The sequence below is a fragment of the Duganella sp. 1224 genome, from assembly GCF_013408245.1.
Lineage (GTDB): Bacteria > Pseudomonadota > Gammaproteobacteria > Burkholderiales > Burkholderiaceae_D > Rugamonas.
Genome location: NZ_JACBYS010000001.1, coordinates 1,447,221 through 1,471,851 on the forward strand (window position 1 = coordinate 1,447,221; position 24,631 = coordinate 1,471,851).

22 protein-coding genes are annotated in these 24,631 nt (G+C 65.3%); 6 read left to right on the forward strand and 16 right to left on the reverse strand.

Annotated elements, in window-relative coordinates; all coding sequences use genetic code 11:
• Positions 1-62: 62 nt before the first annotated feature.
• Complete coding sequence (gene nadB, locus FHW58_RS06515) at positions 63-1,673, forward strand: L-aspartate oxidase (protein WP_179672246.1); 1,611 nt, start codon at positions 63-65, stop codon at positions 1,671-1,673.
• A complete protein-coding gene (locus tag FHW58_RS06520) occupies positions 1,670-2,209 on the forward strand; it encodes a GNAT family N-acetyltransferase (RefSeq protein WP_179672247.1) in 540 nt (179 codons plus the stop codon). Before nadB ends, FHW58_RS06520 begins: the two co-directional genes overlap by 4 nt.
• Here FHW58_RS06520 and FHW58_RS06525 read toward each other — a convergent pair.
• From FHW58_RS06525 to queE, 10 genes are all read right to left on the reverse strand, one after another.
• Positions 2,196-2,951, reverse strand: coding sequence for an ABC transporter substrate-binding protein (locus FHW58_RS06525; RefSeq protein ID WP_229265067.1), 756 nt, complete (start codon positions 2,949-2,951; stop codon positions 2,196-2,198). The genes FHW58_RS06520 and FHW58_RS06525 overlap by 14 nt on opposite strands.
• A 75-nt stretch (positions 2,952-3,026) precedes the next feature.
• A complete protein-coding gene (nadC, locus tag FHW58_RS06530) occupies positions 3,027-3,893 on the reverse strand; it encodes a carboxylating nicotinate-nucleotide diphosphorylase (protein WP_179673303.1) in 867 nt (288 codons plus the stop codon).
• Positions 3,893-5,047, reverse strand: a complete 1,155-nt coding sequence (gene nadA, locus FHW58_RS06535; RefSeq protein WP_179672248.1) for a quinolinate synthase NadA — start codon at positions 5,045-5,047, stop codon at positions 3,893-3,895. The genes nadC and nadA overlap by 1 nt, the downstream gene beginning before the upstream one ends.
• Before the next feature lie 6 nt (positions 5,048-5,053).
• Complete coding sequence (locus tag FHW58_RS06540; protein WP_179672249.1) at positions 5,054-6,655, reverse strand: ABC-F family ATPase; 1,602 nt, start codon at positions 6,653-6,655, stop codon at positions 5,054-5,056.
• 181 nt (positions 6,656-6,836) lie between these two features.
• Positions 6,837-7,109, reverse strand: a complete 273-nt coding sequence (locus tag FHW58_RS06545; RefSeq protein ID WP_179672250.1) for a hypothetical protein — start codon at positions 7,107-7,109, stop codon at positions 6,837-6,839.
• Between the two features lie 172 nt (positions 7,110-7,281).
• On the reverse strand, positions 7,282-8,202 hold the full coding sequence (gene ldcA, locus FHW58_RS06550; RefSeq protein ID WP_179672251.1) for a muramoyltetrapeptide carboxypeptidase: 921 nt from the start codon (positions 8,200-8,202) through the stop codon (positions 7,282-7,284).
• A gap of 10 nt (positions 8,203-8,212) precedes the next feature.
• Positions 8,213-9,157 (reverse strand): alpha/beta fold hydrolase, encoded by a 945-nt coding sequence (locus FHW58_RS06555; RefSeq protein WP_179672252.1) that lies wholly within the window; start codon positions 9,155-9,157, stop codon positions 8,213-8,215.
• A gap of 39 nt (positions 9,158-9,196) precedes the next feature.
• Positions 9,197-9,682 carry a tRNA adenosine(34) deaminase TadA gene (gene tadA / locus FHW58_RS06560; RefSeq protein WP_179672253.1) on the reverse strand — a complete coding sequence of 162 codons (486 nt, stop codon included), beginning with the start codon at positions 9,680-9,682 and terminating at the stop codon, positions 9,197-9,199.
• The gene (gene queD / locus FHW58_RS06565; protein ID WP_179672254.1) at positions 9,672-10,121 is read right to left on the reverse strand and encodes a 6-carboxytetrahydropterin synthase QueD; all 450 of its coding nucleotides are present in this window, start codon (positions 10,119-10,121) and stop codon (positions 9,672-9,674) included. Before queD ends, tadA begins: the two co-directional genes overlap by 11 nt.
• On the reverse strand, positions 10,121-10,756 hold the full coding sequence (gene queE / locus FHW58_RS06570; protein WP_179672255.1) for a 7-carboxy-7-deazaguanine synthase: 636 nt from the start codon (positions 10,754-10,756) through the stop codon (positions 10,121-10,123). The genes queD and queE overlap by 1 nt, the downstream gene beginning before the upstream one ends.
• 153 nt (positions 10,757-10,909) lie before the next feature.
• Between queE and FHW58_RS06575 the strand changes: the two genes are divergently transcribed.
• Together FHW58_RS06575 and FHW58_RS06580 are read left to right on the forward strand one after the other, a co-directional pair.
• Positions 10,910-11,698, forward strand: a complete 789-nt coding sequence (locus FHW58_RS06575; RefSeq protein ID WP_179672256.1) for a sensor histidine kinase — start codon at positions 10,910-10,912, stop codon at positions 11,696-11,698.
• 19 nt (positions 11,699-11,717) lie between these two features.
• Entirely contained in the window at positions 11,718-12,716 is a 999-nt protein-coding gene (locus tag FHW58_RS06580) for a sensor domain-containing diguanylate cyclase (RefSeq protein ID WP_218892636.1), read from the forward strand.
• Here the strand turns inward: FHW58_RS06580 and FHW58_RS06585 are convergent.
• The 3 genes from FHW58_RS06585 to FHW58_RS06595 are packed head-to-tail and all read right to left on the reverse strand — an operon-like array spanning position 12,704 to position 15,492.
• The gene (locus FHW58_RS06585) at positions 12,704-14,416 is read right to left on the reverse strand and encodes a DUF4214 domain-containing protein (RefSeq protein WP_218892637.1); all 1,713 of its coding nucleotides are present in this window, start codon (positions 14,414-14,416) and stop codon (positions 12,704-12,706) included. The two genes, FHW58_RS06580 and FHW58_RS06585, sit on opposite strands and share 13 nt — an antisense overlap.
• A gap of 42 nt (positions 14,417-14,458) precedes the next feature.
• On the reverse strand, positions 14,459-14,707 hold the full coding sequence (locus FHW58_RS06590) for a hypothetical protein (protein ID WP_179672258.1): 249 nt from the start codon (positions 14,705-14,707) through the stop codon (positions 14,459-14,461).
• The gene (locus tag FHW58_RS06595) at positions 14,707-15,492 is read right to left on the reverse strand and encodes a DNA/RNA non-specific endonuclease (RefSeq protein ID WP_179672259.1); all 786 of its coding nucleotides are present in this window, start codon (positions 15,490-15,492) and stop codon (positions 14,707-14,709) included. The genes FHW58_RS06590 and FHW58_RS06595 overlap by 1 nt, the downstream gene beginning before the upstream one ends.
• 288 nt (positions 15,493-15,780) lie before the next feature.
• Between FHW58_RS06595 and FHW58_RS06600 the strand changes: the two genes are divergently transcribed.
• A complete protein-coding gene (locus tag FHW58_RS06600; protein WP_179672260.1) occupies positions 15,781-17,379 on the forward strand; it encodes a methyl-accepting chemotaxis protein in 1,599 nt (532 codons plus the stop codon).
• Positions 17,380-17,381: 2 nt separating this feature from the next.
• Here FHW58_RS06600 and galE read toward each other — a convergent pair whose 3' ends face one another.
• The 3 genes from galE to FHW58_RS06615 are packed head-to-tail and all read right to left on the reverse strand — an operon-like array spanning position 17,382 to position 24,058.
• Positions 17,382-18,488, reverse strand: a complete 1,107-nt coding sequence (gene galE / locus FHW58_RS06605) for a UDP-glucose 4-epimerase GalE (RefSeq protein WP_179672261.1) — start codon at positions 18,486-18,488, stop codon at positions 17,382-17,384.
• The gene (locus FHW58_RS06610; protein WP_179672262.1) at positions 18,485-22,294 is read right to left on the reverse strand and encodes an NAD(P)-binding protein; all 3,810 of its coding nucleotides are present in this window, start codon (positions 22,292-22,294) and stop codon (positions 18,485-18,487) included. The genes galE and FHW58_RS06610 overlap by 4 nt, the downstream gene beginning before the upstream one ends.
• Positions 22,295-22,303: 9 nt before the next feature.
• On the reverse strand, positions 22,304-24,058 hold the full coding sequence (locus FHW58_RS06615; RefSeq protein ID WP_179672263.1) for a glycoside hydrolase family 2 protein: 1,755 nt from the start codon (positions 24,056-24,058) through the stop codon (positions 22,304-22,306).
• Between the two features lie 247 nt (positions 24,059-24,305).
• On the opposite strand from FHW58_RS06615, the gene FHW58_RS06620 reads away from it, so the two are divergent.
• A complete protein-coding gene (locus tag FHW58_RS06620; RefSeq protein WP_179672264.1) occupies positions 24,306-24,572 on the forward strand; it encodes a hypothetical protein in 267 nt (88 codons plus the stop codon).
• Positions 24,573-24,631: the final 59 nt, after the last annotated feature.

Consider the following 24,631-nt stretch of genomic DNA (forward strand, 5'->3'; position numbering starts at 1 on the left):
GACGGGACTATGACAAATAGTCTATAGTCATGGTTCATTTACCTTCACGTAACGACGTAATCATGAAATTTGATGTTGCAATTGTCGGCAGCGGATTGGCCGGCCTGTCGGTCGCCCTGCATCTCGCCGAGACGCGGACCGTAGCGATTATTTCCAAACGCGCGCTGAAGGATGGCGCCAGCAACTGGGCCCAGGGCGGCATCGCCGCCGTGCTGGACTCCGGCGACAGCCACGCGCAGCACATCGAAGACACCCTGATCGCCGGTGGCGGCCTGTGTGACGAAGGCGCCACCCGCTACATCGTGGAACACGGCCGCGAAGCGATCGAATGGCTGATCGAGCAAGGCGTGCCCTTTACCAGGGACGATTCGGCGGAACTGGGTTTTCACCTGACCCGCGAGGGTGGCCACAGCCAGCGCCGCATCATCCACGCCGCCGACGCCACCGGCAACGCGGTGCAGACCACGCTGGAAGAAAAAGTCCGCGCCCACCCGAACATCACGCTGTTCGAACACCACTGCGCGATTGACCTGATTACGTCGGACAAAGTCCACCCGGTAAAGAAGAACGCACAGCCGAAGTGCTACGGCCTGTACGTGCAGGACGAGCATACCGGCCAGGTGCACACCTTTGCGGCGGAACACACGGTGATGTGTACCGGTGGCGCCGGCAAAGTGTACCTGTACACCACCAATCCGGATACCGCCAGCGGCGACGGCATCGCCATGGCATGGCGCGCTGGCTGCCGGGTGTCAAACATGGAATTCATCCAGTTCCACCCGACCTGCCTGTACCACCCTTACGCCAAGTCCTTCCTGATCACCGAGGCGATCCGCGGCGAAGGCGGCTTGCTCAAGCTGCCGCCGGAAGCCGGCGCCGCCGCCGGCCAGCGCTTCATGCTGTCCCACGACGAGCGCGCCGAGCTGGCGCCGCGCGACGTGGTGGCGCGCGCCATCGACTTTGAGATCAAGAAGCGCGGCCTGGATTACGTTCACCTGGACATTAGCCACAAGCCGGCCGATTTCCTGATCGAGCACTTCCCCACCATCTACGCGCGCTGCATGGAGCTGGGCATCGACATCACCAAGGAGCCGATTCCGGTGGTGCCGGCGGCGCACTACACCTGCGGCGGCGTGGTCACCGACATGCACGGCCGCACCGACCTGCCCGGCCTGTACGCGGTGGGCGAAACCGCCTGCACCGGCCTGCACGGCGCCAACCGCCTGGCCAGCAACTCGCTGCTGGAATGCGTGGTGATCGGCCGCGCCTGCGCGCTGGACATCACCTCCAAAGAAAAAGGCGAAGTGCCCTATCTGCCGGACTGGGACGAAAGCCGCGTCACCGACGCCGACGAGGAAGTGGTCATCTCGCACAACTGGGATGAGCTGCGCCGCTTCATGTGGAACTACGTCGGCATCGTCCGCACCAGCAAGCGCCTGGAGCGCGCGCAGCACCGCATCGCGCTGCTGAAGGAAGAAATCGACGAGTACTACCAGAACTTCCGCGTCTCGCACGACCTGCTGGAACTGCGCAACCTGGTGGAGGTGGCCAACCTGATCGTCAACAGCGCGCTGCTGCGCCGGGAAAGCCGCGGCCTGCACTTCAGCCGCGATTATCCGGAGACGCTGGCCAAGGCGCTGCCGACCATCCTCACGCCGCCGCGCCGCAAATGATCTCGGTCCGCCACGCCACGCCGGCCGACATTCCGGCCATGGAAGCGCTGATCGCGCGTTCCGGCATCGCGCTTAGCGCGGGCTTTTACACGCCCGCGCAGGCGCAGGCCGTAACGCGTTACGTGTTTGGCGTGGATACGCAACTGGTGGCGGATCAGACCTATTTCGTCATTGAGAAGGATGGCCAGCTGGCCGCTTGCGGCGGCTGGAGCAAGCGCAGCACGCTGTTCGGCGCCGACCGCACCAAGAAAGGCGCCGATCCGCTGCTCGATCCGGCCACCGAGCCGGCCCGCATCCGCGCCTTCTTCGTCGATCCGTCGGCGGCGCGGCAGGGACTGGGGCGCATGCTGCTGCAGCACTGCGCCGACGCGGCGGCGGCCGGCGGTTTTCACACGCTGGAACTGGCGGCCACCATGCCGGGCGTGCCCTTGTACCAGGCGTGCGGCTTCGAGATCGTCGAACCGATCGAGATCTCGCTGCCGGGCGAGGTGCGGGTGCCGCTGGCAAAGATGCGCAAGTCGATCAGGGCAGCGTAACGCCGTAGCGGCGCGCCAGCTTTTGCAGCTCGCCGTTGCGTTTCATTTCCAGCAGCAGCTTGTCCATCTGCGCCGGCATCTCGCGATGGCGCGGCGTCAGTGGATAGGCAAAGTAAGCATTCTGCACGTCGATCAACGGCGCCAGCGCCAGCAACTTGTCCTGCAGGCCGAGCGCCGCGATGACGGGATCGGTATCGCGCCGATTGGTGGCAAACATCTCCACATGGCCGATGACCAGCATCTTCAAGCCGCTTTCCACCGAATTGGCAACGCTGATCGTCAACCCGGGTTGCGCCTCGGCGAAGGTGGGGCCGTAGCTCCAGCCATTGAGCGTGACGATGCGCCGCCCCTTCAACATGCCATAATCGCCTTCCCAGATCGGCATGCGGTCGGCGCGCACGTAAAACGCCACCTGGTCCTGGAAGAAGGCCTGGCCGCTGAAGCGCATGGTGCGTTGCCGCTCCGCCGATTTGTAGGGCCCGACCAGCACATCGGCCTTGCCGGTGTTGACCAGCTCCTGCGCACGCCGCCAGGGATAGATGTCGAAGCGCAGCTGGTAGCCGTAACGCTTTGCGAACAGGCGCAGAAGGTCCGCGCCCATGCCGGCAAATTCGCCGTCGCCGCGTTGTTCGTAGATACTTTCAAAACGGGTTCCCACCACCAGCAGCTCACGCGCGGCCTGAGGGCGGGCAAAAGATGATAGCGGCACGGCGCCCAGCGCCATGCCGCACAAGCCAGTCAAACAAAGCCGACGTGCTCTCCGCAAGCGGGTCTCCCCTGCCGGACCTCCGGCAACTTGCGGTTCATTCTACGCGGATTATCCCACGATGCGCAAAGAATAATCGGTGGCCCGGATATCCTTGGTCAGGCTGCCGATGGAAATACGGTTCACGCCGGTTTCGGCGATGGCACGCACGGTATCGAAATTGATGCCGCCGGACGCCTCCAGCAGCGCGCGGCCGGCGTTGATCACCACCGCCTCGCGCATCATGTCGGTGTTGAAGTTATCCAGCAGGATGGAGACGGCGCCCGCGTCCAGCGCTTCCCTCAACTCGTCCAACGATTCCACTTCCACCTGAATCGACACGCCCTTGTTCAGGGCCTTGGCCGCCAGCACCGCGTTGGTGATGCCGCCGGCCGCCGCGATGTGGTTTTCCTTGATGAGAATGCCGTCATACAGCGCCAGGCGCTGATTCTGGCCGCCGCCCACGCGCACCGCGTACTTCTGCGCCAGACGCAGGCCGGGCAAGGTCTTGCGCGTATCGAGGATCGCGGCGCGGGTGCCGGCGATGACGTCCACGTACTTGCGGGTGGCCGTGGCCACGCCGGACAGCAGCTGCATGAAATTCAGCGCGCCGCGTTCGGCGGTGAGAATCGCCCGCGCCGGGCCTTCGATGGTGCAGACCACGCTGTCGGCCTTCATCATGTCGCCTTCCGCGTACTGCCAGTCGATTTCGATCCCGGCCTGCATGCAGTTCATGATGCCTTCGAACCATGGCGCGCCGCACAGCACCGCGTCCTCGCGCACGATCACGCGCGCCTTGGCGCGGCCGCCTTCCGGCACCAGCAGGCCGGTCAGGTCGCCGCTGCCCACGTCTTCCAGCAGGGCCGCCAGCAGATTGGCTTCAAATGCCGACTTCAGCGCGTCGTCGAACGGCGCGAACTTATTGATCAGGGTACTCATCATGCAGGGCCGATCCCCGAAAACAGTTTGGCTTCCTGCGCCAGGTCCGGGCCAGGCTGCACCTTGGCCTTCCTGGCGGCGGCGAAGTCCAGCATGCGCGTGATCGAAGTCACGGCGCGCTTGCCGATGTCCGGATCGACGAAGATTTCGTTGGCGGCGCTGGCGGCCGGGTTGTCCATGTTCTCCAGCACGTCGGCCAGGTTCTGCAGGCCGTTCATCGCCATCCACGGGCAGTGCGCGCAGCTCTTGCAGGTGGCGCTGTTGCCGGCGGTGGGCGCTTCGATGAAGCGCTTGCCCGGCGCGGCGGCGCGCATCTTGTGCAGGATGCCGTTGTCGGTGGCGACGATGAAGGTGTCGCAGTCCGATTCCACGGCAGCGTTGATGATCTGCGTGGTCGAGCCGACCACGTCGGCCAGCGCCACCACGTTGGCCGGCGATTCCGGGTGCACCAGGATTTTCGCCTGCGGGTACTGGGCCTTCAGCAGTTCCAGCTCCACGCCCTTGAATTCATCGTGCACCAGGCAGGAGCCCTGCCACAGCAACATGTCGGCGCCGGTCTGCTTCTGGATGTAGGAGCCGAGATGCTTGTCCGGCGCCCACAGGATCTTCTTGCCCTGCTGGTGCAGGTGCTTGACGATATCCAGGCCTATCGACGACGTCACCATCCAGTCGGCGCGCGCCTTGACGGCGGCGCTGGTGTTGGCGTACACCACCACCGTGCGGTCGGGATGCTGGTCGCAGAAGGCGGCGAATTCGTCGGCCGGGCAGCCCAGGTCCAGCGAGCAGGTCGCGTCCAGGTCCGGCATCAGGATGCGTTTTTCCGGGCTCAGGATCTTGGCGGTCTCGCCCATGAAGCGCACGCCGGCCACCACCAGCGTCTTGGCCGGATGGTCGCGGCCGAAGCGCGCCATCTCCAGCGAATCGGAGACGCAGCCGCCGGTTTCCTCGGCCAGGTCCTGCAGGTCGGCGTCCACGTAGTAGTGGGACACCAGAACCGCCTGCTTTTCCTTCAGCAGGCGCTTGATGCGTTCCTTGAGCGCGACGCGCTCTTCGGGGCTGGGGGTGGCCGGCGTGCGCGCCCAGGCATGGGCGACGCAGCTGGCGCCGTCTTGGGGATGCTCGTACTCGACGGCTTTGATCTCGATGGCTTGCATAGTGGCTTAAGCGATACCCTGGCTGGTCAGATACTCTTCGTAGCCGCCGCGGAAATCGACGACTTCGTTTTCCTTAATCTCGATGATGCGGTTGGCCAGCGACGAGACGAATTCGCGGTCGTGCGACACGAAGATCAGCGTGCCGGCGTATTTATCCAGCGCGATGTTCAACGACTCGATCGATTCCATGTCCATGTGGTTGGTCGGTTCGTCCAGCAGCAGCACGTTGTGACGGCCCAGCATCAGCTTACCGTACATCATACGACCTTTCTCGCCGCCTGACAGGACACGCACCGATTTCTTCACCTCGTCGCCGCCGAACAGTAGGCGGCCGAGGATGGAGCGCACGGCCTGGTCGTCGTCGCCTTCCTTGGTCCACTTGCCCATCCAGTCGGTCAGGTTGATGTCGGTGGCGAAGTCCTCGGTCGGATCCTGCGGCATGTAGCCGACGTTGGCGTTTTCCGCCCACTTGACGGTGCCGTGGTCGGCATCCAGGCCGGTGACGTCGGCGCCGCCGATGCAGCGCAGCATGGTGGTCTTGCCGGCGCCGTTGGCACCGATGATGGCGATGCGTTCGCCCGCTTCCACCAGGATGCTGAAGTTGTTGAACAGTGTGCGGTCGTACTTCTTGCTGATGCCTTCCACTTCCACCGCCAGGCGGTGCAGCTTCTTCTCGCCTTCGAAGCGCACGAACGGATAGGCGCGCGAAGATGGCTTGATGTCTTCCACCTTGATCTTGTCGATCATCTTGGCGCGCGAAGTGGCCTGGCGGGCCTTGGACTTGTTGGCCGAGAAGCGGCGCACGAATTCCTGCAGCTCGGCGACCTTCTCTTTCGCCTTGGCGTTGTTGGCCAGCTGCTGGTTGCGCGCCTGGGTCGATGCCAGCATGTAGTCGTCGTAATTGCCCGGGTAGATCTTCAGCGTGCCGTAGTCCATGTCCGCCACGTGGGTGCACACCTGGTTCAGGAAGTGACGGTCGTGGGAGATGATGATCATGGTGGAGTTGCGCTCGTTGAGCACATCTTCCAACCAGCGGATGGTGTTGATGTCCAGGTTATTGGTTGGCTCGTCCAGCAGCAGGATGTCCGGGTTGGAGAACAGCGCCTGCGCCAGCAGCACGCGCAGCTTCCAGCCGGGCGACACGGCACTCATCGGGCCCTGGTGCAGATCGATGCTGATGCCGACGCCCAGCAGCAGCTCACCGGCGCGCGCTTCGGCGGTGTAGCCGTCGTATTCCGCGACCTTGCCTTCCAGCTCGGCGGCTTTCATGTAATCGTCGTCCGTGGCTTCCGGGTTGGCATAGATCGCGTCGCGTTCGGCCATCGCCGCCCACATCTCGGTGTGGCCCATCATCACCACGTCCAGCACGCGCATCTCTTCATACGCAAACTGGTCCTGACGCAGCTTGCCCAGACGCTCGTTCACATCCAGCATCACGTTACCCGCCGACGGCTCCAGGTCGCCGCCGAGGATTTTCATGAAGGTGGACTTGCCGCAGCCGTTGGCGCCGATCAGGCCATAACGGTTGCCATCGCCGAACTTGACGGAGATGTTTTCAAACAGCGGCTTGGCGCCGAATTGCATCGTGATGTTTGCTGTAGAGAGCATTGTGGGTTGAACTTTTCTGAATTAAATCATGCCATTAGGCGGAAGCACAGTATTATACAGCAGCGCTGTGAACCACTCTATCTCACTGCATTATTCGGTGTGTTCCGGTCCAAATCAGATGCGAAAAACAGAAAACCGCCACAAGGGCGGTTCGGCTTGGTGCTTTGCAAAACTAAACCTGCTAATTATTTTTTTCCTTCTCATACTTTTTTTGTAGTGACTCCTTTTCCTTCTCCTTCGCCGCTTTCTCTTTCTTTTCTTGCTCGTAACGCTCGTTCGCCTTTGAATGATCTACTCCGGGCGCGGCTCTAGTGTCCTTGTCTCGAAGCATATCTTTTTGGTAGCGCGGATCGTCTTTTACCCCTTTTAAGTTTGGGTCTTCAGACCTCTGGGCAATAGCAGCGCCACTCGTTACTAAGAGAGCCAGCACGATAAATCTTGCTATGGTCGTCATTTCGTTCCCCTTGATGTTGGAAGGTGCAGCGCGAAGATCGCCGCACATTCACCGTAACATATGAGAATTCAGACATTTTGATATAAATTAAACAACTATCGGTCTCTTGCCGCACTAAGCGACTACTTCGACGCATCGATGAGACAAGCCCTTAGTACACACGGCGAATTAATTACAGCGTTAAATAATCGCTGACCGTCAGCTCCAGGCCACGCGCGGTAGATCTCAGGCGCGCGGCGCCGCCGTACGGCAGCGTCGCACGTTCCTTGATGTGGCCGAACGGCAGACCGGTCAGCACCGGGATCGGCAGCGTGGCGCGCAGGTAGGCCAGCATGGCTTCGAAGTCGTAGCCGTTGTCGATGGGGCTGAGCTTGTAACCGGAGAAGTCGCCCAGCACCAGCGCCTGCTGGCCGTCCAGGGCGCCGGCGTAGAACAATTGCAGCACCATGCGCTCGACGCGGTAGGGGTGCTCGCTGATGTCTTCCAGGAAGCAGATGCCGCCCGCCGGCGCGTGGAAATACGGCGTGCCGAGCAGGCTGACGATCATCGCCAGATTCCCGCCCCACAGGGTGCCGCCGACGTCCACCACCGGGTTGTCCGACGCGCCGTCGGCCACCGCGCCGCGCACCGTGTGCGCCGGTCCGCGCAGGCAGCGCCAGAACTGCTCCATGGTGTAGGCCACCGGCGCGTCGCGGATAAAATCGTCGCAGATCATCGGGCCGCCGAAGCTGGTGCGGCCGGTCAGTTTGAACAGCGGCATCTGGAAGGCGGTGAAGTCGCTGTAGCCGACAAACAGCTTGCCGCTGGCGGCCATCTGCTGGAAATCGATGCGCGGCAGCAGGCGCGACATGCCGTACGAGCCGCGCAGCGCCATCACCACCTGCACCGCCGGATCGGCCGCGGCGGCGTTCAGCTGCGCCAGGCGCCATTCGTCGGTGCCGCCGAAGCGCTGGTATTGCCGGTCGTCGTCGTAGTAGTTGTGAACCAGGTAGCCTTGCTGCTCCAGCCGGCGCACGCCGCGCTGTACCGCTTCGTTGTCCAGGGCGCGGCCGCTCGGCGCGGCAATCGCGATGCCGATAGGGGATGTGCTCAAAATATCTCTGTCAGTGATGGGTGCCGCTGCCCGCACGATGCGGCGCCAGCGGAGGAAGTTCCGGCGCCATCTTACCGCGCAGGTGCTGGTCGAGCAAGGCAAGCAGGCGCTCGATCAACTGCGGCGGCAGGTCGTGGCCCATGCCCTCGATGATTTCCAGCCGCGCGCCCGGGATCGACTGCGCGGTGTCGGCGCCGCACGCCACCGGTATCAGCGGATCGGCGGCGCCATGGATCACCAGCGCCGGACAGCGTATCTTGCGCAGCAGCGCCGTGCGGTCGCCGGAGGCCACGATGGCCACCATCTGCCGCGCCAGGCCGTCGGGACTGACGCTGCGGTCCAGCGCCCGCTCGATGGCCGCGCGCATCAGGCGTTCCGGTGTCGGAAAGGCCGGACTGCCGATCAGGCGGAAGGTCTCCACGCTGCGGTCGACCACTTCCTTGCGGCCCGCGCCCGGCGGCAAGGGCCGCATCAGCGCGTTGCGCGCCGCCGGCGTCGGACCGGGCAGGCCGCGTCGGCCGCTGCTGGACATGATGGAGGTGAGACTGAGCGTGCGGCCGGGGAAGCGGCCGGCGACAATCTGCGCGATCATGCCGCCCATGGACAGGCCGATCACGTGTGCCTTGGCCACGCCCAGCGCGTCGAGCAGGCCAAGCGCGTCGTCGGCCATGTCGTTGAGGGTGTACGCGGCCGACTGCTTCCAGCCGACCAGCGATTTCAGATAGGCCCACAGCAGATTGGGGCGCTTGTGCTGGTGCAGTTTGGTGGACAGGCCGACATCGCGGTTGTCGAAGCGGATCACATAGTAGCCCTGCTCCACCAGGCCGTTGACCAGATCGTCCGGCCAGGCGATCAGCTGCATGCCCAGCCCCATGATCAAGAGCACCGGCGGGTCGAGCGGATTGCCGCTGGTTTCATAGGCAATCGTGATGCCGTTAGCATGTGCGGTAGCCAACACCTTCTCCCAGATCAAACCTGGGATTGAGCATACCATTTATTCCTGCGCGGCGCGCCTGGCGGCTGTCGCGGCGGCGCGACGGGCGGCAAAGAAGTTCTTCAGCAGGGCGCCGCACTCCTCGGCCAGCACGCCGCCCACCACCTCGGTGTGATGATTGAGCTGCTCCTGCTCGAACAGGTTGACCACCGAGCCGCAGGCGCCGGTCTTGGGATCGGCGGCGCCAAACACCACCCGGGCCAGCCGCGCGTGCATCATCGCGCCGGAGCACATCACGCACGGCTCCAGCGTCACATACAACTCGCAGCCAGGCAGGCGATAGTTGCCCAGCTTGTCGGCGGCCGCGCGCAGGGCGACGATTTCCGCGTGCGCGGTGGGATCGTGCCGGCCGATCGGCTGGTTGCAGCCGACCGCAATCACCTCGCCGTCCTTGACGACGACGGCGCCCACCGGCACCTCGCCGAGGTCCCACGCCTGCCGCGCCTGTTCCAGCGCCAGCCGCATGAAGGCCTCGTCAGTCACCATCGGTGATCTCGGCCCAGCAGTTCGGCGTTTCGTGCAGCACCAGCTTGTGCAGGTGCAGGCCGGTGCCGTAGCGGTCCTTGTAGGCCGCCTTGAGGATGCCGAACGCCACGTGCGCCAGGTTTTCCACGGTCGGAATGCGGTCGATCACCACCGTCTTGTGGTTCGGCAGCGTGCCCAGGAACTCGCGCACGGCCGTATCCTTCTCGTAGACGATGAAGGCGTGGTCCCAGACGTCGACCAGGTGTTCCTTGGCCAGCGCCTTGATGTCCGAGAAATCCATGATCATGCCGTTGTCGGAATTGCCTTCCACGTCGATGATGTTGCCGGTCAGCGTGATTTCCAGCGTGTAGCGGTGGCCGTGCAGGTTGCGGCACTGGCTCTTGTGGTCGGGAATGCGGTGGCCGGCATCGAATTCCAGCTTGCGGGTAATCGTTAACATTAAGGTATCTGTAAAAGTTTATGGGTTTGCAGGCTCAGTTTCCATTTCGGATTGCGCTTGCAGGTTTCGATCGCCAGTTTCGTGTTGAACTCGGCCAGCGGGCCGTCCATGGCCTGCACGTAGAAATTCTCGAAGTCCAGTTGCTCGTAGACCGACAGGTCCTGGTTCGCCTGCGGAATCACCACCTTGATTTCGCTGCCCTTCCTGACCACCAGCTCGGAACCCATCTTGGGGCTGACGCAGATCCAGTCCACGCCTTCCGGCACCGGCAGCGTGCCATTGGTTTCAATCGCGATGGTAAAGCCGGCGGCATGCATGGCGTCGATCAAGGGCTTATCCAGCTGCAACAGCGGTTCGCCGCCGGTGAACACCACGTATTTGCTGGCCGGGTAGCTGGCCGGCCACAGTGCGTTGATGGTTGCCGCCAGTGCCTCGGGCGACTTGAACTTGCCGCCGCCCTCGCCGTCGGTGCCAACGAAGTCGGTGTCGCAGAACTGGCAGATGGCGCTGGCGCGGTCGCTCTCGCGCCCGGTCCACAGGTTGCAGCCCGAGAAGCGGCAGAACACGGCCGGACGGCCGGCGTGGGCGCCCTCCCCCTGCAACGTGTAGAAAATCTCTTTGATGCTGTAAGTCACGATAGTTCCTGATAGGACAACCCTCAATTATATCCCACGCCACAACTTTCCGGGCGGCAGCGCCGCCAGGCGGCAAAACGTTGACATTTCGCAATGGTTCCCAGCGGCAAGCGCGCTAAGGTGGCGTGTGGGTCCACTCTGGGAAGATACACCATGAGACACGCGCCGCCCCTCCTGCTCGAAATCGACGTGGTCTGCGCCAGCATCTGCGTGCTGGCGTGCGCCGCCTGCCTGTGGCTGTGGTGGCGTCAGCGCGTGCAGACGCTGCGCGCGCTGGCCGACGCGCGCCGCCAGGTGACGCGGCTGTGCGCCAGCCAGCAATCGCTGCGCGACGCCGACCGCCGCCGCATCGCCCGCGACCTGCACGATGACCTCGGCCAGCACCTGCTGGCGCTGGGCTTGGACGCCGCCCGCCTGGCGCGGCAATACCCGGCGCTGCAACGCCAGTTGGGGACGCTGGAGCAGCGCACCCAGCAAGCCACGCGCGCCATGCGCGCCATCGTCCAGGACCTGGCGGCCGAAGCGCTGGACTGCGGCCTGCAAGGGGCGGTGCAGCAGCAGATCGACCAGTTCGCGCGCCTGAGCGGTATCCGCTGCCGGCTGGACGCGGCGCCGGACGCGTTTGCCGGCCAGCCGGGCGAGGCGGTCGGCACGGTGGTCTACCGGGTGTTGCAGGAATCGCTGAGCAACATCGTGCGCCATGCGCAGGCATCGGAGGTGTGCGTCGGCCTGTGCCGGCAGGAGCACAGCCTGAGCCTGACCGTGCGCGACAACGGCGTCGGCCTGCCGCAGCCGCCCGCGCCGGCGCTGCACAGCGCCGGGCGGCGCGGCCACGGCCTGCGCGGCATCGCCCAGCGCGTGGCCGAAGCCGGCGGCCGCCTGGACATCGCCAGCACGCCCGGCGCGGGCACGGCGCTGACCATGTCCTTCCCTCTTCCATAAAAAAACACCAAGGCGCGCCATGACCGGAACACACAACATCCAGCACGTAATGGAGTTCTCGCAGGCGGACCAGCAGCACGGCTTCGCCCTCAAGCTGATGGAGCTGCTGGTGATCCCCACCTTCGTCATCGACACCCACTGCAAGGTCATCATCTGGAACCGCGCCTGCGAGCGGCTGACCGGCACGGCGGCGTGGGAAGTGCTGGGCACCTCGGACCACTGGCGCAGTTTCTACGAGGAGCAACGGCCGACGCTGGCCGACCTGGTAATCCAGGGTCGCAGCGCCGACCTGCACCGGCTGTACCGCCAGCACGCGCGGCGCAACGACACCGACAACAATCTGTGCGCGGAAAACTGGTGCGACATGCCGCGCGTCGGCCGCCGGCGCTATCTGGCCGCCGACGCCAGCCCGATCTTCGATGCCGACGGCAAGCTGGTGGCGGTGGTGGAAACGCTGCGCGACGTCACCGACGAAAAGCGCGCGCAGGTGGCGCTGGAACAGCTGGCCACGCGCGACGGCCTGACCGGGCTGGCCAACCGCCGCTGTTTCGACGACACGCTGGGCGCCGAGTGGCAGCGCGCGCTGCGCAACCAGCAGCCGCTGTCGCTGCTGATGGTGGACGTGGACAACTTCAAGCAGTACAACGACGCTTACGGCCACCTGGGCGGCGACGAGTGCCTGCAGCGCATCGCCAGCGCGGTGTCGAGCGAGATGCGTGCCAACGACCTGGTGGCGCGCTACGGTGGCGAGGAGTTTGCGGTGATTTTGCCAAACCAGTCACTGAAGGGCGCGGCGATTGTGGCCGAGCGCATCCGCTGCCGGGTGGAACAGCTGCGCCTGCCCAACCTGGGCAGCAAGCAGCACGTGGTCACGGTGAGCATCGGCGCGGCAACCGCGCTGGCGTCGGCGGAGAACGATCCCAGCCAGCTGGTGGCCACAGCCGACTCGGCGCTGTACCGCGCCAAGCACATGGGCCGCAACCGCATCAGCCTGCCGGGTGCGGATCAGGCGGTGTGAGGCACGTAGGAAATCGCCACCGGCATGTTCTGGCCGATCAGGGTGATGCCTTCGGCCGATTCCGAAAAGCCGGTCAGCAACTGCGCGCGCGAGGCGCCGTGGGCCAGGAAGTCGACCCACAGTTGCAGGCCGGCGGCATCCGGCGCGCGATGCAGCACGTTGTTGTACAGCGCCGTCACAAACGTGGTGTCGGTGGCGTTGGCGCCGTAGATGCGTACGAACTCGTCGCTGTTGACAAAGTACGAGGCAATCCAGTTCAGATCGCGCCCGGCGTCCAGCAGGGAAAGCCACAGGCCCATGCCGGGATCGTCCGGCGCACGGTTGAACGCGGCCTCATACAGCCGGTAGATGCTGCCCGCATGGCCGCTGGTGTCCAGCGCCAGGGCGCCGTCGGCGAATGACAAGCGCTCGACACCGGTCAACAGATCGGTGCCGCCGTTGCCGCTCAAGTCGATTAGCGTGGTCGTCGAGCCGTTGGCGGACAAGCCATAGCTGCTGAGATTGCCGCTCAGACGCAGCGTATCGATGCCATCCCCGCCGGACACCAGCTGGTTGCCGGTTCCGGCGGTCAGCACATCGTTGCCGCTGGTGCCGGCCACCAGCGCGCTGTAATCGGACAACTGCAGCGTGGCATCGCTGAACTGCAGGCGGGCGATGCCGGTCAGCGTGTCGAAGCCGTCGCCGGTCACGCCCAGTGTGCCCAGTGTGCCGGTCAGCGCGTAAGATGCCAGCGTCTTGCCGAACACCACCGTATCGGTGCCGCCATTGCCGCTGATCTGATCGCTGCCCGCGCCCTCGTAAACCACGTCGTTGCCGGCGCCGCCAACGATCACGTTGCCGGCATTGTTGGCGTAGATGGTCGAGCCGCCGCTGCCGGCAATCGCGCGCTCGATCGTCACGTTGTAGGCGATCGAAATATTGTTGTAGCCTGGCGCCGTCGAACTGAACGTGCCGGCGTTGAGGTTGATGACCGTCGCGTCGCCGCAAGCCGAAAAGTCCAAGGTGTCGCTGCCGCCGGCATCCCAGATACACTGCATGGCCGCATTTTTGCTGAAGCTGTAGGTGTCGGCGCCCGTGTGGTAGTTCATGTTGGCGCCATACAGATACTGGATGGCCTGAATATCGTACAACATCGGCGTGATGCCGTACTTGCCATTGAGCTTGAACCCGGCGCTGACGTTATACGACATCTGCGAATAATCGATGTTGTCGGTCGCCGCCGGCAGGAACGGCCCATCGACGTCGCCGCCGGAGGAGTTGTAATTGCCCGGATGCTTGAGGCCAAGCGTATGCCCCAGTTCGTGAATCAGCACCGACAAGCCAAAACCGCCATTGTTAAAACTGAAGTTATAGCTGTCCTGATTATTGGTGTACAGCGTGGTCGAGCTGCTGCCGTCCGGCAGGTAGGCATAGCCGCTGCTCTGCTGGCCCTGGTTGTTGGTGCCGATCTGGATATTGCCGCCGGCGCCCACCTCGGTGAACGTGATATTGGCGACGGCCGCCCACGCCGCCAACGCCGTGCGCACGCCTTGCTGCTGGACCGCGTTCATCGGCGCAAAGCCGCTGGCATCCTCCGCCGTGGCGTCGGCCGGCACGCCGGTCAGAAAACTGTAGGTCAACGACGCGCGCTGGCCCGCCTGGGCATTCCAGCTGCTGTAGACCAGCGAATCGATCGCATTATTCCCAGTTGTCAGGCTCATCACACTATCTCATGCAGTTTACGATACTTGCAGAATAGCATCTTATTCGAACGGGTTGTTGACAATTGTGGCGACCGGCGGCGGCAGATGGTCGGGCAGCGACTGGGCTTCCAGATGGGCCACCACGGCGGCCAGCAGCTGGTGCAGCGCGCGGGCGTCCGCCAGGCCGGCCTGATCGGCCGTCAGGTCGATGTCGCCGGTGATGGTGACGCGGTCGACCCGGTTCTCGATGGTCAGGCCGCCGACGCGCAGCACGTCCGACTCGTTTTGGTAAGGTACGAAATTGCCCATCATTTGCTCCCTGTCTTGCGCTGACGCACCGCTGGCACGCGCAGCAGCACCGTCTTCTGCGCCGGCGTCAGCGATGGCAGCAGGTTGATGCCCACCTTGTCTTCCAGCTGCGCGATGCTCAGCACCTCATATTGCGCGTCGGCGCGGTTTTCGATGAAGAATGCGGCACCGGCATGCTGGCGCGGGCTGTATACCAGCTTGTACAGATGCGTCGGCACCAGCACATTGCCCACCTTTTGCACACTGCCGCCGATGAAGGCCGGACCGGTGATCACGTACAGATCGCCCTCCTTCCGCGCCATCTTGCGCACCACACCCTCGATGCCAGCCCAGATATGCCGGTTCACCTCGGCATCCTGCGGCACCATGTTGGCCAGCGTGAAGCTCTCGTGCTGGGTTTCGCGGTCCGGCATGTCGCCATTCGGCGCCATGTGGCCGCGGTCGTAGCCGCTGCGGGCGTAGTCGGACAGCTCGGCGCGCGCGCTGGCCGGCAGGCGCAGCTCGGGATGGAAGGAATTCTCGCGCGACAAATTGCGCGCCGCCTCCACATTTTCCGCCGTCAAATGCTCGGCCGACCACAGCGGCGTGCGCGTGATACCGGAATGCATCACGCCAAACACGCCGTAGCATAGCTCGGTCGTGGCGGCGGCCATTTTGGTGTTGCGGATTTCCGGCAGGCGGCCATCGACATAAAAGGCGGGACAGTCGCCGGCGGCGGCCAGACCGCCCGCCAGCAGGCCGCACGCCACGATGGCGACGGCCAGGGAACGCTGAAGCAGATGCATGTTTTCCTGGGTGTGAAGAAGTCGCCGCATTCTAGCGGAGCCCCCGGAAAACAAAAAGGGCCGGCGCTCTATCGAACACCGGCCCTTCCAAACATCCAGCCCTACCAAGGCAATGTTTTTTATTTCAAGTGCGGCAATACTGGTTGTCATTATACCTCGAATGGCCGAGCCGCCGCAAGCTGTTGCTTATCGCTAAAACATATGCTTTTTATTAAGAAATATTATCCCCTTAGTACCAGTCCCCGGCTACACTTTGCGTTCTCACTGGAAACTACTAAACAAGCAATCATGCACATCTCCAATCTGAAGATCGGTCATCGGCTGACCATCGCGTTTTCGCTCACCACGCTGCTGATGGCGGTGGTGCTGGTGGTCGGTTCGCTTGGCCTGCGCGCCACCAGCAACGACATCAGACTGACCATCGAGGACCGCTACGTGAAGATCGGCCTGCTTAGCGAGGTCAAGGATCACGTCTCGCAGCAGGCGCGCGGCCTGCGCGACCTGCTACTGCTCGACGCCAACGACGCCGGGGCCGAATACGCCGCCATCGCCCAGCGCAGCCGGCAGATCGGCGCCCTGCTCGACCAGTTGGGCGGCGTGCTGCACCAGCCACGCGCGCTGGTGTTGTTCAAGGAGCTGGGCGAGGCGCGCGCCGTCTACTCGCCGCTGCGCGACCAGATGGTCAGCGCGGTCAAGGCCGGCGACAAGCAGGCCGCCACCGCGCTGCTGCTGCAACAGGTGCGGCCGGCGCAGACCGCCTACATCGCCGCGCTGGACAAGCTGATCGATTTCCAGGTGCAGCTGATGCGCGATTCCGGCGCCAGCGCCGCGCAGACCGCCAGCCGCGCCAACCTGCTGATGATCGCGCTGGGCCTGATCAGCGCCGCGCTCGGCGTGTTCGCCGGCTGGTACGTCACGCGCAGCATCGTGCGTCCGATCAGCTACGCGGTGCGGGTGGCACGCACCGTGGCCGGCGGCGACCTCAGTTCCGACATCCAGATCCGCACCCGCGACGAGGTGGGCCAGCTGTCGGCCGCGCTGAAGGAGATGAACAGCAGCCTGATCGCCATCGTCTCCGAGGTACGCAAGGGCACGGATTCAATCGGCACCGCCTCGGCGGAAATCGCCGCCGGCAATCTGGACCTGTCGGAACGCACCGAGCGCCAGGCCGGCTCGCTGGAGGAAACCGCGTCGTCGATGGAGCAGCTGACGTCGACCGTCAAGCAGAACGCCAACAATGCCAGCCAGGCCAACCAGCTGGCGCTGTCGGCGTCCGACGTGGCCGGCAAAGGCGGCGCCGTGGTGGCGCAGGTGGTGGACACCATGGCCTCGATCAATGCCTCGGCGCGCAAGATCGTCGACATCATCGGCGTGATCGACGGCATCGCCTTCCAGACCAACATCCTGGCCTTGAACGCGGCGGTGGAAGCGGCGCGCGCCGGCGAGCAAGGACGCGGCTTTGCCGTGGTGGCCGCCGAGGTGCGCAATCTGGCGCAGCGCTCGGCCGCCGCCGCCAGGGAGATCAAGGAACTGATCGGCGACTCGGTCGACAAGGTTGATGCCGGCGCGCGCCTGGTCGACCAGGCTGGCGCCACGATGAAGGACATCGTCGCCAGCGTGCGCCGCGTGACCGACATCATGGGCGAGATCGCGCTGGCCACGCAGGAACAGCTGACCGGCATTGAACACATCAACGGCGCCATCACTGAAATGGACCAGACCACGCAGCAGAACGCCGCGCTGGTGGAGCAGGCCTCGGCGGCCGCCGTCACCATGCAGGAGCAGGCCTCCCACCTGGTGCAGGCGGTCAGCGTCTTCAAGCTGGATGGCCTGGACGGCGCCACGCCGCTCCGCGCCCGCAGGACGCTGCCGGCGCTGGCCGGCTGACGCTAGCGCACCAGGGCCAGCCCGCGCCGTTCGGCCTGGCGCCGCTCGCCGCGCCTTGGCGTGGCGGTGGTGGACTGCGTTGGCTGCCGCGCCAGCGACAGCGGCTGGCCCCAGCGCGCATACTGCTGCTCCCACGCCCACGCATGGCGGATGATGGTATCCAGGTCGGCATAGCGCGGCGTCCAGCCCAGTGTTTCGCGCGCCTGCGTCGGATCGGCCACCAGCCGCGCCGGATCGCCGGCCCGGCGCGGACCATCAACCACCGTGATCGGCCGCTCCGTCACGCGCCGCGCGGCCTCGATCACCTCGTTGATCGAGTAGCCGGCGCCGTTGCCGAGGTTGAAGCGCATGCTGCCGGCGCCGGACAACAGCGCCTCCAGCGCCAGCAGGTGGGCGTCGGCCAGGTCGTTGACGTGGATGTAGTCGCGGATGCAGGTGCCGTCCGGCGTATCGTAATCCCCGCCGAACACCGTGATCGACGTCCGCCGCCCCGCCGCCGCCTGCAGCACCAGCGGGATCAGGTGCGTCTCCGGCTCGTGGCATTCACCCAGATCGCCGTCCGGGTCGGCGCCGGCGGCATTGAAATACCGCAGGCAGCAGGAGCGCAGGCCGTAGGCCGCGTCGAAATCGCTGAGGATCTTCTCGACCATCAGCTTCGACTGGCCATACGGATTGATCGGCGCCTTCGGGTGCTGCTCGTCGATCGGCACGTAGTCGGGATTGCCGAAAATGGCGGCGGTCGAGGAGAAGATAAAGCGCGGCACCTGGTGGCGCACCATGGCCTGCAGCAGCGCCACCGTGTTGCTGACGTTGTTCTCGTAATACGTGGCCGGCTGCGCCACCGATTCGCCGACCTGGATGAAGCTGGCGAAATGCATCACCGCCGCGATCGGCCAGGCCTGAAAAATCACGTCCAGCACACTGCTGTCGCCCAGTTCACCGACGATCAGCTGCGCCGGGCCGACCGCGCCGCGCCGGCCCTGCGACAGGTTATCCAGCACGATGGGCGTATAGCCGGCGTCCTGCAGGCGCTTGACCATGTGCGAACCGATGTAGCCGGCGCCGCCCACCACCAGCACATACGGTTTGCCGCCGTCGCCGGGCTTCATGATTTCACTGCGGCAGTCGAGGTGGCGCTCGCCGTGCCGGCCTCGCCGGAACGGGCCGCGCGCACCTTGTCGGCGGCCTTGCGGCCGGCCAGGAAGGCGTGGTCCGAGTTGTAGTATTCCCACTCGCTGTAGCGGCCGGACAGGATGATGTCGTGCTGCTCCAGCCAAGCGCGCACCGTGGCCACGTTCCGGGCGCGCTCGTGGTCATACACCACATAGGCATACGGCATGTCGACCTGGTTGGCCACCAGCACCTTGTCGTCGGGCCGCATCATGCCGACCTTGATGCAGTCGTCGATGCAGCGCTGGATCAGTTCCTCGCCATCGAGCGGCAGCGGTTTCCACGGCGAGTAGGAGATTTCGCAGGTAAAGCCGAAGCCGCCGGGCGCGTTGCATTCGGGGCTGGCGTTGCCTTGCACGAAAATGCGGTGGAAGATACTGTCCTCCGGGTAGTAGATCCAGTGCTTGTCGGTGACGTCCGTGCGGGCGATGCCGATGTTCACGCAGCGGATCGAGATGTGCTTCAGGCCGCGCGCGGCCTCGCGCACCTCATCCGGCGCCTCGGCGCCGATCAGCTTCACCAGCTCCGGCAGCGGCATGGTGCTGATCAGCTGCTCGTAGCGGATGCGGCGGCCGTCGGCCAGCGCCACCGCGTGCTGCGACGGCAGCACCTGCACCACGTTGGCGTTCAGCTCGACCTGGCCCTTGATGTGCGGCAGGAAGCCGGACACCAGCGCCTGGAAGCCGCCGCGCAGCGGATAGCCGAAGCGCGCGTTCGGTCCCTGCGGCTTGGCCACCCGTTGCAGCGCGCCGTCGATGATCTCGCCCAGGTCCGGCAGCGGCACGCGGCCGCCCAGCCAAGAGGTTTCCATTTCGCTCAGCGGCACCGTCCACAGCTTCTTGTTGTACGGGATGGCAAAGTGCCTGGCGATGCCGGCGCCCCACACCTTGTAGATGAAGTCCTCGAAGCTCTGGGTCTTCTGCTGGCGCGCGCTGGCGCTGGCGTTGGCCGCGTCGGCGGTGCCGTCGGCGCAGCAGTCCTGCACCTCGCCCGCCGCGCAGGCCGGCGCCGCCGGCGCGCCATAGCGGGCGTCGATGGCGCCCATGATGCACTCGCGGATCACGTCCGGCGGCAGGCCGTACAGCGCGCCCTGGAATGGATAGCGGGTGAACACCTGCTTGCTGTAGACCCACGCCTCGCGCATCTGCCAGTGCTGGTTATCGCCCAGCAGGATGTCGTACAGCTTCAGCACGTAGGGGTCGTTGGAGAACATGATGTGGCCGGCGTAGTCGAAGGTGAAGCCGGCATCCTGGATCGAGCGGCACCAGCCGCCGACGCTGGCATTACGCTCCAGCAGCAAGGTGTCGGCATCGCTGTGATAGGCGGCCGACAGGCCGGTCGGACCGCCGCCGACGATCAGGCAGCCGACACTGCGCGCCGTCGCCGCCGGCAACGGGTTGACCTTGGCCGCCGCCGTCACGCCGGCCGCCGCCGGCGGGGTGGCGCGGCGCGACGGATCGCCCGGCGTCTGCGCGATCAGGGCGCGCATGTGTTCGGCCGTGGCGTCCCACGAGGTGGCGGCGATGATCTCGCGCATGCGTGCCGCCATGGCGGCGGTCTGTTCCGGCGTCTGCGCCAGCGCAGCCTCGCAATGGCGGATGAATTCAGCGTGGTCGTGGCCGATGGCGACGATGTCGCCGTATGGCTTCTCGACGTCAGTGATGGCGGTGCTGACGATCGGCAGCGCGGCCGCCATGTATTCCAGCACCTTGGTCGGGCTGATGAAACGGGTCGACTCGTTCAGCGCGAACGGCAGCAGGCACACGTCCCAGCCGGCCAGGAACTGCGGCAGCACCTGGTAAGGCTGCTGGCCCAGGTAATGGATATTCTGCCGCTGCGGCAGCGCGGCCGGGTCGATCTTGACCACCGGCCCCACCAGCACGATCTGCCATTCCGGATGGGCATCGGCCATGTCGGCGATCAGCCCGGTGTCGAAGCGCTCGTCGATCACGCCGTAGAAGCCGAGGCGCGGCCGGGCGATTTCCTGGTGCAGCGGGTGGCCGTTGCTGCGGTCCAGCGCTTGCTCGAAGTGCACCGCGTCCACGCTGCTGGGGAAGCAATGGGCGTTGTCGTGGCGGCTGCGCTTGGCCTCGTACAGGCTGGGGCCGCCGGTGAACACCAGGTCGGCGATGTTCAGCAGCGCCGACTCGCGCTGCAGCAGCTGCCGCGGCGGATTCTTGAACGCCGACAGCTCATCCATGCAGTCGTACACCACCAGCGACGGATGTTGCTGGGCCAGCAGCGGCAAGGCCATCGGCGTGTAGAACCAGACGATGGGATCCTCGCCGGCCGGCACCAGGTCGGCCAGCAGCGTTTGCAGCACCGGGATCTGGTCGTCGTGGAAGCCGGGCGCCTGCACCGGCGTGTGCGGCTGGATCACGGTCAGATTGGGCGCCGGACTGTAGCTGTGCAGATGGGCCGCACCGGCGTCGTACAGCGGTTCCTCGACAAACAGGACTTTGTAGTGCTCGGCAAGGCGAGTCAACAACTGCTGTGGACGCTGAAAGACGAAGTCCCAACGCAGATGGCAAAAGACGATGACGGTTTGCATAATACTCTCCTTGTTGTGCCCGAACGGGGCGTTAGTGATGCACAGGTTGTCGGTGAGCCGCTGCGCCTGGCGCAAGGCCATGGCGTACGGCTGCACCAGGTGGCGCGCCAGCGGATCGGGGCCCTCGCGGTCGAGGTCCCACAAGCCGCTGTGGTGCCAGTGGTGTTCATGGTCCCAGTCGGGACGGTCGATGGCCGGATACAGGCAGATGCCGCGCACGTCGGCGCCCTGCTCGCGCGCGCGCGCCACCTCGCTGGCCATTTCGCGGATCCAGATGCCGCGGCCGCTGCCGACGTGGCTGGTTTCGGCCAGCAGCAGCGGCCGCGCATAGCGCTGATGCAGTTCCAGCAGCACCTGGTGCAGCGGCTGGCGGCGCGGGTCCGCCAGGTGCCACCACAGGCGCAGGTTGGTGCCGCTCTCCCATTGGTTGGTGTGATAGAAATTGCCGCCGATCAGATCGAGGTAGCGCGGCGCGCCGCCCAGTTCCGGCTCGCGCCGGCCGCACAGCATGTCCCAGGCGTCGAACTGCGACTGCCGCCAGCCAGCCGCCTGCCCCACCCACTCCGGCTTGTCCGGCGGCGCGATCACGTGGATCAGCGGGTCGCACTGCAGCATGCGCGCGCCCGGCGTCACCGACCAGATGGCGTCACAGCCGGCGATGCTGGCGCGGATCAGCTGGCGCTTGCCCTCCTCGCCGGCGCGCGGGTCGTGCATGTTCTTGCAACGGAACATGTGCACCGACAGGCCCCAGCTGGTGAACGAGATTTCGTTGATCGGCGAATACACCGGGGCGTCGCCCGCGTACGGCGCCAGATACGCGGCGGCGGCGCGGCAAAAACGGGCGAAACGCGGCACGAAGTCGGGGCCATAGACGTCGACGTCGTCCGGCCAGCCGTAATGGCAGAAGGTCCAGCAGATTTGCAGATTGAATTCCCGCGCCGCGTGCAGGCGCGCGTCGAGGATGGAAAAATCGAAGCGGCCGTCGCGCTCCACCAGCCGCCAGCCGATCGACTCGCGCACCGTGCGGATGCCGAACTGCGCCAGCAGCGCGTAGTCGTCGCGGGCGCGCTGCTGGTGGCCGGTGACCAGGTTCATGTCCAGCGCGCGGCCGGCGTGGTTCACATGGTCGGCGCCTTCGTAACCGGCCTGCCAGAACGTGGCGAACGGGGGAGCGGAGCGGTGCTGGGGTGTCATTGCGGCCTTTCAGCGGGCGTTGCGGGTGGCGGCGCTGATCTGTTCCAGCGGGATCTTGGGCGTGCGGTCGGCGTTCAGCAGGCCGTTGGTTTCCTGGAAGGTGTCGGCGAACTGCGTGTAGCAGAAGCCGCTGAACATGGCGGTCTCGTTGACCACCCGCAGCAGGTCGCGGTACAGCTGGTGGAAGGCCTCGGCGGTGTTGGTGCGCGAGTAGCCCCAGGTATGGTGCGCCGGCGCCTTGGGGTCGTAGGCGACGCCGCCGAATTCGGTCAGCACGATCGGCTGGCCGCGGTGCGGGAAGCCGTCCAGCGTCAGGATGCGGCCGCCGGGGCGGCGGCGGTCGAACAGCGTCTGCGACTCGTTGCTTTCGTAGCGGGCGCGCAGCTTGTCGGGGTCGCCGTCGTAGTCGTGGATGCCGAGGATGTCGGTGGCCGAGGCTTCCCAGCCGTCGTTGCCGATCACCGGCCGGGTAGCGTCCAGCACGCGCGTCATGTGGTACAGCGCCTCGACCGCGTTGCGGTGCGCCTGCATCGCGGTCAGGTTGGGTACGCCCCACGATTCGTTGAACGGCACCCAGACGATGACGCTCGGGTGGCTGTAGTCGCGCTCGATGGCCTCGGTCCATTCGCGCACCAGGCGCGACACGGCGCGCGGGCTGAAGGCGTAGGCCGACGGCATCTCCTCCCACACCAGCAGGCCCAGCTTGTCGGCCCAGTAGAGATAGCGCGGGTCCTCGATTTTCTGGTGCTTGCGCACGCCGTTGAAGCCCATCGCCTTGGCCAGCTCGACGTCGCGGCGCAGCGCGTCGTCGGACGGCGCGGTCATCAGCGACTCGGTCCAGTAGCCCTGGTCCAGCACCAGCCGCAGCTGGTAGGGACGGCCGTTGAGCATGAAGCGGTCGCGGTTGACCGAGACCGAGCGCAGCGCGGTGTAGGAGCGCACGCGGTCCAGCACGCGGTCGCCGTCGCGCAGGGTCAGCTCGGCGTCGATCAGGGTCGGCTTTTCCGGGCTCCACAGCAGTTCGTTGCGCGAGTCGTCGATGCCGGGGTCGGACAGCGCGATCTTGCGGTTGGCTTCCTGGCCGACCAGCATGTAGATGTCGTCCGCCAGCAGCTTGTCGCCCAGCGACAGCCGCACTTCCACCGACAGGCCGGACTTTTGCTCGCCGGCCGCCAGCACTTCGCAGCCGATTTCAAAGCCGTCGAAGATCGGCGTCCAGCGCAGCTGCTTGAGGTAGGTGGCGCCGACCGGCTCCAGCCACACGGTCTGCCAGATGCCGGTGGTGCGCGGATACCAGATCGAGTGCGGCTCGCGCAGCCAGTCCTGCTTGCCGCGCGGCTTGTGCAGGTCGGCCGGGTCGTCCTCCGCGCGCACCACCAGCACCTGCGGGCCGCCGGGGATCAGCGCCTCGGTGATGTCGGCACTGAACGGCGTGTGGCCGCCCTCGTGCTGCGCCACCAGCAGGCCGTTGAGCCAGACCCGCGCCTGGTAGTCGACCGCGCCGAAATGCAGCAGCACGCGCTCGGCCGGCGGCGGCGTGTCAAAGCTCAGCCGATACCAGACGCAGGGGTGAAAGTCTTCGTCGCCCAGGCCGCTGGCGGGCGCTTCCGGCGCAAATGGCACCACGATGCGGCGGTCCCAGTCGATCTCGTCGTCGGGACCGCTGTAGCGCAGCGTGTCGTCGTAGCAGAACTCCCATTCGCCGTTGAGCGATGTCCAGGCGTCGCGGACCAATTGCGGCCGCGGATATTCAAACTGGCTCATGCATACCTCACTAATGGATTTGCAGGTTTAGATTGCTAAACACCCGATTTGAAGATTTGACATTCGATCCTAGTGACGGTTGCGTCGGTCCTATGTGAGCCCGCTAACAGAGCGAAACAATTGCTACCAAATGCTACAGAACGGGACGCCTCGCTCCAGTAGGCCTGCTCCTACGCGCAAACGAGATGTAACGACGCGGTCAGCGGACGGCAAATTGCGCTAGCATCGCCGCCAAATAGGAGGGGACATGCTGCAATATCTGATCCAGATTCACGCCACCACCGGAGCCGAGCACAGCATTAGCCTGTCGCACGAGGATTTGGGACTGATCCGCGCGGCGCCGCCGGGCCGGCCGATCAGCCTGGAGAATTACATCGCTTACCTGACGTCCGAGCAGACGCTGGCGCTGTCGCGCCGGCCGGCGCATGAGGAATCGGTGGTGGTGTGCTACCAGACCTTGTGTCGCAAGCTGGCCGAGGCGGAAATCGAAGCCGGCGAACGCGGCGGCGGCTAACGAGCGCTGCGGACGAGGCGGCGCGCAGCATCCGCACCCCGATCGGCGCCGGTTTGCGC

Excerpts from the sequence above, each read along its gene's own strand:
- nadA (WP_179672248.1), bottom strand. The coding sequence starts at position 5,047 with ATGCAAGCCATCGAGATCAAAGCCGTCGAGTACGAGCATCCCCAAGAC.
- FHW58_RS06585 (WP_218892637.1), bottom strand. The coding sequence starts at position 14,416 with ATGAGCCTGACAACTGGGAATAATGCGATCGATTCGCTGGTCTACAGC.
- FHW58_RS06595 (WP_179672259.1), bottom strand. The coding sequence starts at position 15,492 with ATGCATCTGCTTCAGCGTTCCCTGGCCGTCGCCATCGTGGCGTGCGGC.
- FHW58_RS06615 (WP_179672263.1), bottom strand. The coding sequence starts at position 24,058 with ATGAGCCAGTTTGAATATCCGCGGCCGCAATTGGTCCGCGACGCCTGG.
- galE (WP_179672261.1), bottom strand. The coding sequence starts at position 18,488 with ATGAAGCCCGGCGACGGCGGCAAACCGTATGTGCTGGTGGTGGGCGGC.
- FHW58_RS06575 (WP_179672256.1), top strand. The coding sequence starts at position 10,910 with ATGAGACACGCGCCGCCCCTCCTGCTCGAAATCGACGTGGTCTGCGCC.
- tadA (WP_179672253.1), bottom strand. The coding sequence starts at position 9,682 with ATGGTGACTGACGAGGCCTTCATGCGGCTGGCGCTGGAACAGGCGCGG.
- nadB (WP_179672246.1), top strand. The coding sequence starts at position 63 with ATGAAATTTGATGTTGCAATTGTCGGCAGCGGATTGGCCGGCCTGTCG.
- nadC (WP_179673303.1), bottom strand. The coding sequence starts at position 3,893 with ATGAGTACCCTGATCAATAAGTTCGCGCCGTTCGACGACGCGCTGAAG.
- FHW58_RS06540 (WP_179672249.1), bottom strand. The coding sequence starts at position 6,655 with ATGCTCTCTACAGCAAACATCACGATGCAATTCGGCGCCAAGCCGCTG.
- FHW58_RS06600 (WP_179672260.1), top strand. The coding sequence starts at position 15,781 with ATGCACATCTCCAATCTGAAGATCGGTCATCGGCTGACCATCGCGTTT.
- FHW58_RS06580 (WP_218892636.1), top strand. The coding sequence starts at position 11,718 with ATGACCGGAACACACAACATCCAGCACGTAATGGAGTTCTCGCAGGCG.
- FHW58_RS06590 (WP_179672258.1), bottom strand. The coding sequence starts at position 14,707 with ATGGGCAATTTCGTACCTTACCAAAACGAGTCGGACGTGCTGCGCGTC.
- FHW58_RS06545 (WP_179672250.1), bottom strand. The coding sequence starts at position 7,109 with ATGACGACCATAGCAAGATTTATCGTGCTGGCTCTCTTAGTAACGAGT.
- FHW58_RS06520 (WP_179672247.1), top strand. The coding sequence starts at position 1,670 with ATGATCTCGGTCCGCCACGCCACGCCGGCCGACATTCCGGCCATGGAA.
- queD (WP_179672254.1), bottom strand. The coding sequence starts at position 10,121 with ATGTTAACGATTACCCGCAAGCTGGAATTCGATGCCGGCCACCGCATT.
- FHW58_RS06610 (WP_179672262.1), bottom strand. The coding sequence starts at position 22,294 with ATGACACCCCAGCACCGCTCCGCTCCCCCGTTCGCCACGTTCTGGCAG.
- FHW58_RS06620 (WP_179672264.1), top strand. The coding sequence starts at position 24,306 with ATGCTGCAATATCTGATCCAGATTCACGCCACCACCGGAGCCGAGCAC.